Raw genomic sequence first — 12,530 nt, 5'->3', positions numbered from 1 at the left:
GATCGTCGGGATGGGCGTGGTGCTGGCGGCGAGCTACGAGGCCAGGGCGTGCGGCGTGCGGACGGCGATGAGCGGCGGGCAGGCCCGCCGGCTGTGCCCGCGGGCGGTCGTCGTCCGGCCGCGCATGAGCGCCTACAGCGCGGCGAGCAAGGCGGTCTTCGCGGTGTTCCGGGCCACGACGCCGCTGGTGGAGGGCCTGTCGATCGACGAGGCGTTCCTCGACGCCGACGGGCTGCGCCGCCCCCCGCCGGAGGTGGCCGTCCGGCTGCGGCGCGAGATCGCCGAGGAGGTCGGGCTGCCGATCACGGTCGGGGTCGCGCGCACCAAGTTCCTCGCCAAGGTCGCCAGCGGCGTCGCCAAGCCCGACGGGCTGCTGGTGGTGCCGCCGGACGGCGAGCTGGAGTTCCTGCGCCCGCTGCCGGTGCGGCGGCTGTGGGGCGTGGGGCCCGCGACGGCGGCCAAGCTCGCCGGGTTCGGCGTGACGACGGTCGGGGACGTGGCCGCGATGCCGGAGTCCACGCTGGTGTCGATGCTCGGCCCGGGGGCGGGCCGCCACCTGTACGCGCTGGCGCACAACCGCGACCCGCGTCCCGTGCGGACGGGCGTGCGGCGGCGGTCGATGGGGGCGCAGCGGGCGCTCGGCCGCCGTGCCCGGTCGGCGGCGGAGCTGGACGCGATGCTCGTCGGGCTGGCCGACCGGCTCGGCGGGCGGCTGCGCAAGGCCCGCCGCGTCTGCCGGACGGTCACCCTCCGGCTGCGGTTCGGCGACTACGCCCGGGCCACGCGCTCGCACACGCTGGCCCAGGCCACCGCCGAGACCCCCGTGCTCCTGGCGGCGGCGCGGGGCCTGCTCGCCGCCGCCCGCCCGGTGATCGACGAGCGCGGCCTGACGCTGATCGGCCTCTCGCTGGGCAACCTGCACGACGACGGCGCCGTCCAGCTCACCCTGCCGTTCGACCAGGCGATGGCGGTGGACGGCGCGGTCGACGGCGTCCGCGACCGGTTCGGCCAGTCCGCCATCACCCGCGCCGTGCTCCTCGGCCGGGACCAGGGCGACCCGGTGCCGCTGCTTCCCGACTGAGACGGCGCGCCCCCGCGGTCAGGACGGCTCGACGATCCCGAGGCCGTCCGCGCCGACCTGGACGGCGGACTCGTCCAGCGCCGACTCCGCGATCGGCTGGAGGCGGCCGTCCAGGTCGAGGACGGGGCTGGCCTCCTTGTACCAGGACTCGATCACCGCGTTGCCCCAGAAGTCGCGGCGGCGGTCGTCGTGCACGTTCCACCGGAACGTCTCGTGGTCCGGGTCGCCCGTGTAGTAGTCCGAGGTGTAGATCTCGACCCGGTGCCCGTCGGGGTCGCGGAGGTACACGTAGAAGGCGTTGGACACGCCGTGCCGCCCGGGGCCGCGCTCGATGTGGTGCTCCTTGCGCAGCGAGCCGAACACGTCGGCGGTGCGCAGCACCTGGTGGGACTCGTGCGTCGCCATCCCGACGTGGTGCAGCCGGGGGCCGGCGCCGCCGGTGAACGCGACGTCGTGCACGGTCTGCTTGCGGTACATCCACGCCGCGTAGAGCTCGTGCTCGTCGCCCTCGATCGTCTCCGAGCAGCCGAAGCCGAGGGACGTGTAGTGCTCGTAGGCGGCGGGGATGTCGGGCGTGCAGATGTTGAAGTGGTCCAGGCGCGCGATCTGCGCGCCCCGGTGCAGGTCGTAGCGCTGGATGAGGCGCTCCCCGCGGGCGATGTCGTGGAAGAACTCCACGGTGAAGCCGAGCGGGTCGACGACGCGGACGGCGTCCCCGACCCCGTGGGTCCCGGCCCCGGCGGGGACCCGCCGGACGGGCCGGCCGAGGGAGGCGAAGAACCGCTCGGCCCGGTCGACGTCCTCGGGCGTCCGGACCCGGTAGGCGATGTGGTCCAGGGCGGCGACGGGCCCGGAGCGCAGGACGAGGGAGTGGTGGGTCAGCTCGTCGGTGCCGCGCAGGTACAGCGCGCCGGCGTCCTCGTGCTGGACGTGCAGGCCCAGCATGTCGACCCAGAACCAGCGGGCGGCGGCCAGGTCCGTGACGGCCAGTTGCGCGTACGCGGAGCGGATCACGTCGGGGGGTGTGTTCATCGTGGCTCCTGGGCGCCGAAGCGGGGCGTGTGCACCTCGCCGAGCATGACGTGCACGATCTTGGATTCGGAGAAGAAGTCGATGCTGTGCGCGCCGCCCTCGCGGCCGAGCCCGGAGTCCTTCACCCCTCCGAAGGGAGTGCGCAGGTCACGGACGTTGTGCGAGTTGATCCAGACCATACCCGAGGCGACCCCGTGGGCGATGCGGTGGCCGCGGCGCAGGTCGTCGGTCCACACGTAGGCGGCGAGCCCGTAGCGGGTGGCGTTGGCCAGCTCCACCGCCTCGGCCTCGTCGTCGAAGGGCGCGACGGCCACGACCGGGCCGAAGATCTCCTCCTGGAAGATCCGGGCGTCCCGCGGGACGTCGGCGAACACGGCGGGCTGCAGGTAGTTGCCCTCCGGCAGGTGCCCCGGGCGGCCGCCGCCCGCGATCAGCCGGCCCTCCCGCCGGCCGACCTCGACGTACTCCAGCACCCGCGCGTAGTGCTCGGGGTGGACGAGGGCGCCGACCTCGGTGGCGGGGTCGGACGGCGGCCCGACCCGCACCTTCTCGGCGCGCTCGGCGAGCCGCCGGGTGAACTCCTCGTAGACGGGGCGTTCCACGAGCACGCGGGACCCGGCCGTGCAGCGCTCCCCGTTGAGCGAGAAGACGCCGAACACGACCGAGTCGAGCGCGGCGTCCAGGTCGGCGTCGGCGAACACGACGACGGGGGACTTGCCGCCGAGCTCCATGGACAGCGCTTTCAGGCCGTCGGCGGAGCACCGCATGATGTGCCGTCCGGTCTCGGTGGAGCCGGTGAACGACAGCAGCGGCACGTCCGGGTGGTCGACGAGCGCCTGCCCGGCGGCCTCGCCGACGCCGTGCACGATGTTGACCACCCCGGCGGGCACGCCCGCCTCGGTGAGGATCTCCGGCCACAGGCCCGCCGACAGCGGCGTCCACTCGGCGGGCTTCAGCACGAGCGTGCAGCCGGACGCCAGCGCCGGGGCGAGTTTCCAGCTCTCCAGCATGAACGGGGTGTTCCACGGGGTGATCAGCCCGGCGACGCCCGCGGGCGTCCGGACGACGTAGTTGAGCTGGGTGTCGCCGACCCGGTAGGCCTCCTCGCCGAGCGCGACGATCACGTCGGCGAAGTAGCGGAAGTTCTCGGCGGCGCGCCGGGCCTGGCCGCGGGCCTGGGTGATCGGCAGTCCGGAGTCGAAGGACTCCAGCTCGGCGAGCCGGTCCTCGCGCGCCTCGACGGCGTCGGCGACGCGGACGAGGATCGAGGCGCGCTCGCGGTTGCCGAGAGCGGCCCAGCCGGGGAACGCCGCGCGGGCCGCGGCCACGGCCCGGTCGACGTCGGCGGCCCCGCCCGCCGCGGCGGTGGCGTAGGGGGTGTTGGTCACGGGGTCGGCGACGTCGAAGACCGCGCCGTCGGCGCTGTCGGCGAAGGCGCCGCCGATCCAGTGCCGGATGCGGTCCGGCAGCCCGGCCGGGCGGGCGGGGGAGGAGGGGAGGGGCATCGTGCTCTCTTCCGGTTCGGTGCGGGAGGCTGGGCGGCGGGGTCAGATCCCCGCGGTGAGGTCGCCGCCCTGGTCGAGCAGCGCGCGGATGCGCGCCTGCGCCTCGGCGGAGGGCGGGGCGAGCGGCGGCCGGACGTGTCCGGAGGGGAGGCGGCCCCGCCGCTCCAGCACCCACTTGGCGGGGGCCGGGTTCGTCTCGACGAACAGCAGGTCCACGAGGGGGTGCAGCCGGTAGTGCAGGTCGCGGGCGGCGGCGTGGTCGCCGGCCGTCCACAGCTCGTACATGCGGGCGACCGCGGCGGGCGCGAGGTTGGCGACGGCGCTGACGAACCCGGCGCCGCCGAGGGCGAGCAGCGGCAGGCACAGCAGCTCGATGCCGGACCAGACGAGCAGCTCGGGCCCGCAGGCGTGCAGGACGCGGGAGAAGTGCTCGAAGTCCTTGGTCGTCTCCTTGATCCCGACGACGTTGTCGAAGTCGGCGAACAGCCGGCGGACGGTCTCGGGCGCGATGTCCACGGCCGTCCGGGACGGCACGTTGTAGATCACCAGTGGCAGGTCGGGGAACTCCCGCGCCACGGCCGCGTACCAGTCGTACAGGGCCTGCTGGGTGGGCCGCGCGTAGTACGGGGTGATCACCAGGGCGGCGTCGGCGCCGGCGTCGCGGGCCGCGGCGGTGATCTCCAGCGTCTCCTCCAGCTTGGCCGAGCCGGTGCCGGGCAGGAACGGGACGCGGTCCGCGACCTCGCCGGCGGCGGTGCGGATCGCCGCGATCCGCTCGGCGGCGGTCTGGCTGCTCGGCTCCCCGGTGGAGCCGCCCAGCGAGATCCCGTGCGAGCCGGACTCCAGCTGCCAGCGGATCAGCCCGCGCAGCGCGTCGTGGTCGACGCCGCCCTCCGCGGTGAACGGTGTGACGACGGGCGCGATCGACCCGCGGATCGCGGCCGGATCGGTGCGGAACTTCAACTCATCGCTCCTCGGTTGGCGGGCGGTTCGGCTGTGGTCGGGTACGGCTGTGAGTCGGGTACTGCTGTGGGGGCGGGTCAGCGCCCGTCGCGGCGCCAGGCCAGGTAGGCCCCCCGCCAGCGCGGACCGAGCGGGTACAGGCCCTCGACGGGCTCGCCGGCGGCGACGCGCTCGGCGATGAAGCGCTCCTGCGCCTCCTGCTCGGCGGCGTCCTCGGCGAGCCCGCGCACGAGGTCCGGCGGGATGACGACGACGCCGTCGGCGTCGCCGACCAGGACGTCGCCCGGCTGGACGAGCGCGCCGCCGCAGGCGATCGGCAGCCCGGTGTCCCAGGGGACGTGGCGCCGCCCGAGCACGGCCGGGTGCGCGCCCGCGTGGAAGACCGGCAGGTCCAGTCCGGCCACGGCGGCGCTGTCGCGGAGCCCGCCGTCGGTCACGACCCCGGCCGCGCCGCGCCGCAGGGCCCGCAGCGCGAGGATGTCGCCGATCGTCCCGGAGGAGGCGTCGCGGCGCGCGTCCATGACCAGCACCTGGCCCGGACGCAGTTCCTCCACGGCCCGCTTCTGGGCGTTCATGCCGCCGCCGTACCGCTCGAACAGGTCCTCGCGGAGCGGCAGGTAGCGCAGCGTGTGCGCGGTCCCGACCATCTTCACCGCGTCCCCGCCGGCCGGGTGGACGCCGTCGACGGACATGTGCTGCAGGCCGCGCTTGCGCATCTGGGCACTGAGCGTGGCGGTCGACAGGCTCCGCAGCGCGGCCGCGGTCGCCTCGTCCAGGACGGGCTCGCGCACGTAGGCCGGGCCCCAGGCGTCGGCCCGGACGGCGTCGTCCACCTTCGGCATGGCGCCCCACTGGGGGAGCGGATCCGCGTCCACGACCGGGTTGGACAGGCGTCCGGTGGTGGCGGATCCTGCGGTCACCTCGACCTCGACGACGTCGCCGGGGGAGGCGACCGAGGCGCCGGCGGGCGTGCCGGTGAGGATGACGTCCCCGGCTTCTAGGGTGACGAGCCGGGAGAGGTCGGCGACCAGGTCGGCGAAGGGGAACAGAAGGGTGTCGCTGGTGTCGTCCTGGACGACCTCTCCGTTCACCCAGGTGCGGACGCGCAGCGCGCGCGGGTCCAGGTCCCGCGCGTCGAGCAGCCGCGGGCCGATGGGGGTGAAGCCGTCCGAGCCCTTGGAGCGCAGGTTGGAGCCCCGGTCGGCGTAGCGCAGGTCGTGGACGCCGGCGTCGTTGGCGGCCGTCACCCAGCCGACGTGCTCCCAGGCGTCCGCCGGCGCCACGCGGTGCGCGCGCCGCCCGACGACCAGGGCGATCTCGCCCTCGAAGGTCATCAGCTCGCATCCCGCGGGGCGGTTCAGCGGGTCGCCCGTCCCGGCGAGCGAGGACGGCGGCTTGAGGAAGTAGGACGGCTCGGCGGGGATCCGGCCGCGCTCCCTCGCCCGGGAGGGGAAGTTGAGGTGCACGGCGATGATCTTCGAGGGCCGGTTGCCCAGGGGGTGCGGCACGGGGCTCTCTCCTGTGACGGGACGGGGCCGGACCCCGCGGACGAGGTCACAAGGAAATCGTATATGAAGTCATGCACGATGACGAGGGCAGGACCGTCCCGACTTCGATCGTTCCAATCGAGGGCCGGACGCGACGGGAGACGAAGCCCCCGTGCAGTATGATCGAAAATCGTATGCGAAATCCTCTAGGAGGTGCTTGACGGATGCGCGACCTCGCCGTTCGCACGTTCACGCCGGACAGCCCGGCGGACGCCCCGCCCGTGCTGCTCGTCCACGGCTTCGGCTCCGACGGGCGGGCCGACTGGATCGAGACCGGGATGGTCGGCGCCCTGACCGCCGTCGGGCGGACCGTCCTCGTCCCGGACCTGCCCGGCCACGGGGAGAGCCCGGCGCCGGCCTCGCCGGACGAGGCCGGCGCGCCCGCGGTCGCCGCCGCCCTGGTGTCCGCCGTGGACCGGGCGGGGGCCGGGACGTTCGACGTGGTCGGCTACTCCCTGGGCGCCAGGATCGCGTGGGAGCTGCCGGCGGCCGCCCCGGGACGGGTGGAACGCTCTGTCCTCGGCGGGTTGAGCCCTGTCGAGCCCTTCACCGCCGTCGACATCGACGCGTTCCGCCGCGCCGTCCGCGAGGGCGCGGAGTGCGACGACCCGTTCACCGGCGCCATCGCGGCCATGGTCAGGGCGCAGGGCGACCGCGCCGCCGGGCTCGCGCTCTGCGTCGAGGGCCTGCGCGCGACGCCGTTCGAGGGCGGTCCGTGGAACGCGAAGGTTCTTCCCGTCTTCGTCGTCGGAGAGAATGATGAGCTGACACGAGGAATCGGCCGGCTCGCCGAGGAGCTCGGCGAGGCGGAACTGGTCACCGTGCCCGGCGCCCACCACGAGGTGCTGGGCGGGCCGCACTGGCGTGTGGCCGTCCTGGACGCGCTGTCGCGGTGACCGGGCCGGCGAACACGTCCGGGGGGCGCGGGCCGAGGATGAGGAGAACCGGGTGAGTGCCGCGAAGAAGCAGGACCAGACCAAGGAGAGCAAGGCCGAGTTCTGCTACGAGCTGCTGCGGTCGCGCATCCTCGAAGGCACCTACGTGCCCGGATACCGGCTGGTGATCAACCAGCTCGCCCAGGAGACCGGGGTCAGCACGATCCCGCTGCGCGAGGCGCTGCGCCGGCTGCAGTCCGACGGGCTCGTGGAGGTGGTGCGCAACGTCGGCGCCCGCGTCGCGGTCTTCGACGCCGAGCAGGTCGAGCACACGCTGCAGATCCTCGCCCGGCTGGAGGGCTACGCCACCGCGATCTCCGCGCCGCTCATGACGGCCGCGCACATCGACGCCTCCCGCAAGATCAACGACCGGATGGTGGAGGCGCTGGAGGAGTTCGACCCGACCGCGTTCACCGCGCTCAACCGCGAGTTCCACTTCTCGATCTACGAGCACTGCCCGGACGCGCACCTGCGCTCCCTGCTCGAGGCCGAGTGGACGCGGCTGGACCACATGCGCCGCTCGACCTTCAGCTACGTCCCCGGCCGCGCCCGCCGCTCCGTGGTCGAGCACGGGCACATCCTCGACCTCATCGCCGGCGGCGGCGACCCGGCCGAGATCGAGCGCATCGCCTGCGCGCACAAGAACGCCACCGCCGACGCCCTCCACAGCGCGCACCCCGTCCCGCACAAGTGACCTGAGAGCCGAACGCGCCGTTCCCACCGGGCGAGTGATGGGGAACGGCGCGTTCGGGTCCCGGACGCCGGCGCGGGCCGGCGTGCTCCGCGCGGCTACACGAGCAACTGGCCGCCGTCCACCTGGATCACCGCGCCGGTGATGTGGTCGGCCTGGCCGGAGGCGAGGAACAGCACCAGGGGGGCGATGTCGCCGGTCGTGGCGATCCTGCCGAGCGGAATGCGGGACTCCCAGGCGGCGCGGGCCTGCGGGTCGTCCATCAGCCCGGCCGTCATCGGCGTGTGGACGGGCCCCGGCGCGACGCCGTTGACCCGGATGCCGTGGCCGGCGAGCTCCAGGGCGGCGGTGCGGGTGAGGGCGTCCACGGCCGCCTTGGTGGCCTCGTAGTGGCCGAGGCCCGCGGTGGGCTGGCGGGCGCCGATCGAGCTGATGTTGACGATGCGGCCGCGCGTGCCGTTCTCGATCATCTGGCCGGCGACCGCCTGGGTGACGGTGAACGTGCCGCGCAGGTTGACCGCGACGACCGTGTCGAACACCTCCAGGGGCAGGGAGGTCAGCGGGCCGCCGCCCGCCACCACGCCGGCGTTGTTGACCAGCACCTCGATCGGGCCGAGCGCCCCGGTCGCCTCGGCGACCCCGGCGGAGACGGAGCCGGCGTCGGTGACGTCCATGGCGACGGCGCGGACGCCCAGTTCCCCGGCGGCGCGCGCGGCGGCTCCGGCGTCCCGGTCGGCGATCGCCACCCGGTCGCCGGCCGCGGCGAACGCGGCGGCGACGGCGCGGCCGATGCCGCTGGCGCCGCCGGTGACGAGGACGGCGCGCCCGGCGCTCACCGGGCCTCCGCGATGATGACGCGGGGGCTGGCGGGCAGGGCGCGGGTCTCCACCGGCTCCCAGCCCGCGGCGGTCAGCCAGCCGCGCACCTCGGCCTCGGGATAGACGACGGTGCCGTCGATGACGAGGTACTCGCCCGCGTGCAGCGCGTCGATGACCCGCTGGTCGGGGTCGTCGTCCAGGAAGAAGTCGAGCAGGACGAGCGTGCCGCCGGGGGCCGCGGCGCTCCGGGCCCGCCGGATCATCTCCTGGTTCCGCTCGGCGTCGAAGCGGTGGACGACGTGCTCCAGCAGGACGAGGTCGAACCCCTCGGGGACGTCGCCGGTGAGCGGGTCGGCTTCCACGACCTCGCTGCGCCCGCCGAGCCCGGCGTCGAGCAGGGCCTTGCGGGCGAACCCGGTGAACTGGCCGGGCGCGAGGAACGTCCCGTGCGCCTGCCGGGCCGAGCGGAGCGCCTCGACGAGGAACGCGGCGGACAGGCCGCCGTAGTCCAGGATCCGGGAGTACCGGGTGAAGTCGAAGTTCTCCGCGAGCATCCTGGCGTGCAGCGCGTTGTAGGTCATCACGCCGTTCATGAACGTCTGCATCCGGTCGCCGGCGAGGTCCAGGGGCCGCGGCTCGGCGCTGGCCGCGGTGGCGCCGAAGCCGAGCCAGTGCGGGTAGCTGATCGCGTCCAGGAAGGCCAGGAAGGGGCGCAGGTCGACGCCGTCGCCCTCGCCGGACAGGTAGGCAGCGGCGGCGGGGGAGTTGGCGTAGCGGCCGCTCTCCCGCGCCAGCAGTCCGAGGCCGGCGAGCGCGTCGCCGAGGATCCGGGCGGTGCGCTCCGGCATCCCCGCCCGGCCGGCCAGCTCGGCCGCGGTGGCCGGCCCGCCCGCGAGCGCGGCGAACACGCCCGCCTCGCTCGCCGCGAACAGCTGCTTGGCGGCCATGTAGCCGGTGGCGACGCCGAGGATGCCCGAGGGGTCCGGTGAGGAATGCGCCATGGAAGTGGTCTCCTTCGCGGTAAGAATATGCCAGATGCTATACGATCGTTGCGTCAGCGGCCAGGGGGCCCGGCCCACGGCCGATCTTCCTCATCGGAGGTCATGATGGAGTTCGCAGAACGGGCGCCGCGCAGGCGCCTCGGCGTGGGCGGACCGGAGGTCCCGCTCCTGGCGCTCGGCTCCTGGAACACCTGGGATCGCATGGACCGCGACGACGCGGCCGAGCTGCTGCGCCTCGCCGTCGACCGCGGCGTCGACCTGTTCGACGTCGCCCACTACGACTTCGGCCCGCACGCGGAGAACGCCCAGACGGACGTGCTGTTCGGGCAGGCCGTCCGCGACGCCGGGCTCGCGCGCGAGGACTATCTGCTGTGCGGCAAGCTCTGGCTCTGGGAGTACCCCGCGTCCTCGTTCGCCGAACAGATGCAGGTCTCCCTCGGCCGGATCGGCGTCGACCGTGCCGACATGGTCGTGGTCGGCGACTTCGCGGAGCGCCCCGACCTGCGCGCCGTGGTGACGGACGTGGCGGAGCAGGTCCGCGCGGGCAGGTTCGCGCACTGGGGCGTCAACAACTGGTCTGCCGGTGACGTGCTGTTCGCCTGCCGTTTCGCCGCCTCCGAGGGCCTCGTGCCGCCCTCGTTCGCCCAGCTGAAGTACAGCCTGGTCCGCCGCTCGGTGCCCGAGGGGGCGCCCTTCGGCGGGCTGTTCACCGGCGAGGGCCTCGCCCTGCAGGCCTCGGACGTCCTGGAGGGCGGCATCCTCGCCGGAAAGCCGCACCCCGAGCGCAAGATCGGCGCCGACCCGGGAGGGATCCGCGACCGGATCCGCGCCGTCGTGCCCGAGGTCCGGAGGATCGCCGACCGGTTCGGCGCCACGCCCGCGCAGCTCTCCATCGCCTACTGCCTGGCCAACCCCGCGGTGGCGAACGTCCTGGTCGGGGTCACGAGGGCGGCGCAGCTGGAGGACAACCTCGCCGCCCTGGCCCTGTGCGCCCGGCGCGGCGACGAGCTGCGCGCCGCCCTCGCCGGGCTGTGGCTGGACAGGGACGTGGTCGACCCGTCGGCGTCGTGGGGCGCCGACGCCCCCGTTCGCGCCTGACGCCGCGCGCCCTAGGCCTCGTAGACGACCTCGCCGTCGAGGACGGTCATCGTCACCGGCAGCGAGGGCAGGTCCCGGGGCTCCACGCCGAACAGGTCGCCGCCGAGCACGCACAGGTCGGCGGCCTTGCCCGGCTCGACGGAGCCCTTGACGTCCTCCTCCCCGTCCTGCCGGGCGGGCGCGGCGGTGTACGCGCGCAGGGCCTCGGCCACCGCGAGCCGCTGCGCCGCGCCCCGCACGGAGCCGTCGAGGCCGCGGCGGGTGACCGCCGCGGCCATCCCCGCGCGCCAGTCCGGGGTGAGGACGGGGGAGTCGGAGCTGAGGCACAGCGGGACGCCCGCGTCGAGCGCGTCCCGCAGCGGCCAGGCGTCCCGCAGGGCGTCCTGCCCGAGCGCCGCCGCGAGCATCGGCTCGGTGGCCACCGGGATGCCCGCCTGGGTGTTCAGCCCGATCCGGTTCGAGGCGAGGACGGTCAGCGTCGCGGGGGAGAGCAGGTCGCCGTGGATGACGTAGTGCCGGGCGTCCCGGCCGTCCCGGGCCAGGGCCGCCGCGAGCGCGTCCGCCACGACGCGCGTCGCGCGGTCGCCCGTGGCGTGCACGCCGATCTGGTGCCCGGCGTCGTGCGCCGCGTCGATCATCGTCCGCAGGGCCGCCTCCCGCTCGGCGTCGGAGCCGCCGTCGACCAGCAGGGCGCCGTGCGAGCCGTCGGTGTAGGGGCGGTCGGTCCAGGCGCTGCGCATCGGGGGGATGCCGTCGGCGAAGATCTTCACGCCCGCGACCCGGAACCGGCCCGGGACGCCGGCGGGCGGCCTGAAGTCGCGCAGGCCCCCCAGCAGATCCTCCGCCGTGCTGCGGCCGTCCAGCTCCCCGAACAGCATCAGCGCGGTGACGCGGGCCTTCAGCCGGCCCTCGGCGGCCAGGTCGGCGTAGTCGTGCAGGGCGTCCGAGCCGAAGCAGCCGCTCGGGCCGCCGTCCTCGCCCGGGCCGAGGCCGGGCTCGGTGTAGCTGGTGATCCCGAGCGAGGCCAGCAGGTCGGCGGTGCGCAGGATCGCGCGGCGCCGGTCCCCGGCGGTCTCCAGCCGGGACGGCGCCTGGTGCGCGTGCCCGCCGGAGGCGGCCAGCTGGTCCATCAGCAGGTTCGGCCACATGGCGCCGAGCCACACTCCGTGCAGGTGCGAGTCGTTGATGCCCGGCAGCACCGAGCGGCCGTCCAGCCGGACGACGCGGGTCCGGGGGCCGATCAGGGGCGCGACCTCGCCCGCCGTGCCCACGCGGGCGATGCGGCCGCCGCGCACGGCGACCGCCTGCGCGATGCGGTCGCGGGCGTCGACCGTGTGGACCCGGCCACCGGTCAGGACGAGGTCGGCGGCGGAAACATCCGGCATATCGTGCTCCAACTCTGGACACCGTCGATGGGCTGCAATTAACGTACACGGAATCAGATACGATTTTGGAGTGCCCGGCCGGGAGGCGCGGGCACACCGGGCCTTCGGAGGTAAACGATGCCCCTGGATCCCGAGGCGCAGCGGATCATCGACCGCACCCCCGCCGAGGACCCGAGCGGCGGCGCCCCGCTGGACGCGGCGGCCATGCGGGAGGGGTTCCGCCGGATGTGGGCGGTGCCGGACGACCTCCCGCCCGTGGGCTCCGTGGCCGACACCGCGATCCCCGGCCCGGCCGGCGACATCCCCGTCCGGGTCTACACCCCCGAGGGGGAGGGCCCCTTCCCGGCGTTCGTCTGGTTCCACGGGGGCGGGTGGACGATCGGCGGCCTCGACGAGAACGAGTACTCCTGCCGCGCCGTCTGCGCCGCCGCGGGCGCCGTGGTGATGTCCGTCCACTACCGGCTGGCCCCCGAG

12 protein-coding genes are annotated in these 12,530 nt (G+C 74.7%); 5 read left to right on the top strand and 7 right to left on the bottom strand.

Translation table 11 applies throughout. From position 1 onward, the window contains the following. Nucleotides 1-1,081: DNA polymerase IV (locus AB0C69_RS25845; protein WP_360357739.1), on the top strand; the 1,081-nt coding region annotated here is incomplete at its 5' end. A gap of 18 nt (nt 1,082-1,099) precedes the next feature. Here the strand turns inward: AB0C69_RS25845 and hpaD are convergent. From hpaD to AB0C69_RS25825, 4 genes are all read right to left on the bottom strand, one after another. Then, nucleotides 1,100-2,113, bottom strand: a complete 1,014-nt coding sequence (hpaD, locus tag AB0C69_RS25840) for a 3,4-dihydroxyphenylacetate 2,3-dioxygenase (RefSeq protein WP_345176249.1) — start codon at nt 2,111-2,113, stop codon at nt 1,100-1,102. Further along, nucleotides 2,110-3,618, bottom strand: a complete 1,509-nt coding sequence (hpaE, locus tag AB0C69_RS25835; RefSeq protein WP_345176247.1) for a 5-carboxymethyl-2-hydroxymuconate semialdehyde dehydrogenase — start codon at nt 3,616-3,618, stop codon at nt 2,110-2,112. Before hpaE ends, hpaD begins: the two co-directional genes overlap by 4 nt. A 42-nt stretch (nt 3,619-3,660) precedes the next feature. Continuing rightward, a complete protein-coding gene (dapA, locus tag AB0C69_RS25830) occupies nt 3,661-4,581 on the bottom strand; it encodes a 4-hydroxy-tetrahydrodipicolinate synthase (protein ID WP_360357738.1) in 921 nt (306 codons plus the stop codon). Between the two features lie 77 nt (nt 4,582-4,658). After that, entirely contained in the window at nt 4,659-6,089 is a 1,431-nt protein-coding gene (locus AB0C69_RS25825; RefSeq protein ID WP_360357736.1) for a fumarylacetoacetate hydrolase family protein, read from the bottom strand. A 203-nt stretch (nt 6,090-6,292) separates the two neighbouring features. On the opposite strand from AB0C69_RS25825, the gene AB0C69_RS25820 reads away from it, so the two are divergent. Further along, nucleotides 6,293-7,024, top strand: a complete 732-nt coding sequence (locus AB0C69_RS25820) for an alpha/beta fold hydrolase (RefSeq protein ID WP_360357734.1) — start codon at nt 6,293-6,295, stop codon at nt 7,022-7,024. A gap of 52 nt (nt 7,025-7,076) precedes the next feature. Then, nucleotides 7,077-7,757, top strand: a complete 681-nt coding sequence (locus AB0C69_RS25815; RefSeq protein ID WP_360357732.1) for a GntR family transcriptional regulator — start codon at nt 7,077-7,079, stop codon at nt 7,755-7,757. A 95-nt stretch (nt 7,758-7,852) separates the two neighbouring features. On the opposite strand, the gene AB0C69_RS25810 is transcribed toward AB0C69_RS25815, so the two are convergent. Next, nucleotides 7,853-8,590: an SDR family NAD(P)-dependent oxidoreductase gene (locus tag AB0C69_RS25810; protein ID WP_345176235.1), complete on the bottom strand. Its 738-nt coding sequence runs from the start codon at nt 8,588-8,590 to the stop codon at nt 7,853-7,855. Further along, nucleotides 8,587-9,573, bottom strand: coding sequence for a methyltransferase dimerization domain-containing protein (locus AB0C69_RS25805; RefSeq protein ID WP_360357730.1), 987 nt, complete (start codon nt 9,571-9,573; stop codon nt 8,587-8,589). Before AB0C69_RS25805 ends, AB0C69_RS25810 begins: the two co-directional genes overlap by 4 nt. A 102-nt stretch (nt 9,574-9,675) precedes the next feature. On the opposite strand from AB0C69_RS25805, the gene AB0C69_RS25800 reads away from it, so the two are divergent. Then, nucleotides 9,676-10,671 (top strand): aldo/keto reductase, encoded by a 996-nt coding sequence (locus tag AB0C69_RS25800; RefSeq protein ID WP_360357728.1) that lies wholly within the window; start codon nt 9,676-9,678, stop codon nt 10,669-10,671. A gap of 11 nt (nt 10,672-10,682) precedes the next feature. Here the strand turns inward: AB0C69_RS25800 and AB0C69_RS25795 are convergent, their stop codons facing one another. Beyond that, complete coding sequence (locus AB0C69_RS25795) at nt 10,683-12,056, bottom strand: amidohydrolase family protein (RefSeq protein WP_360357726.1); 1,374 nt, start codon at nt 12,054-12,056, stop codon at nt 10,683-10,685. Nucleotides 12,057-12,173: 117 nt separating this feature from the next. On the opposite strand from AB0C69_RS25795, the gene AB0C69_RS25790 reads away from it, so the two are divergent. After that, on the top strand, nt 12,174-12,530 hold a 357-nt coding region (locus tag AB0C69_RS25790; protein ID WP_360357725.1), incomplete at its 3' end, for an alpha/beta hydrolase.

The organism is Actinomadura sp. NPDC048032 (assembly GCF_040653175.1).
GTDB classification, from domain to species: domain Bacteria; phylum Actinomycetota; class Actinomycetes; order Streptosporangiales; family Streptosporangiaceae; genus Spirillospora; species Spirillospora verrucosospora.
This window is presented reverse-complemented; position numbering and strand designations above follow the sequence as displayed.

Excerpts from the sequence above, each read along its gene's own strand:
- hpaD (WP_345176249.1), bottom strand. The coding sequence starts at position 2,113 with ATGAACACACCCCCCGACGTGATCCGCTCCGCGTACGCGCAACTGGCC.
- hpaE (WP_345176247.1), bottom strand. The coding sequence starts at position 3,618 with ATGCCCCTCCCCTCCTCCCCCGCCCGCCCGGCCGGGCTGCCGGACCGC.
- AB0C69_RS25820 (WP_360357734.1), top strand. The coding sequence starts at position 6,293 with ATGCGCGACCTCGCCGTTCGCACGTTCACGCCGGACAGCCCGGCGGAC.
- AB0C69_RS25805 (WP_360357730.1), bottom strand. The coding sequence starts at position 9,573 with ATGGCGCATTCCTCACCGGACCCCTCGGGCATCCTCGGCGTCGCCACC.
- AB0C69_RS25800 (WP_360357728.1), top strand. The coding sequence starts at position 9,676 with ATGATGGAGTTCGCAGAACGGGCGCCGCGCAGGCGCCTCGGCGTGGGC.
- AB0C69_RS25795 (WP_360357726.1), bottom strand. The coding sequence starts at position 12,056 with ATGCCGGATGTTTCCGCCGCCGACCTCGTCCTGACCGGTGGCCGGGTC.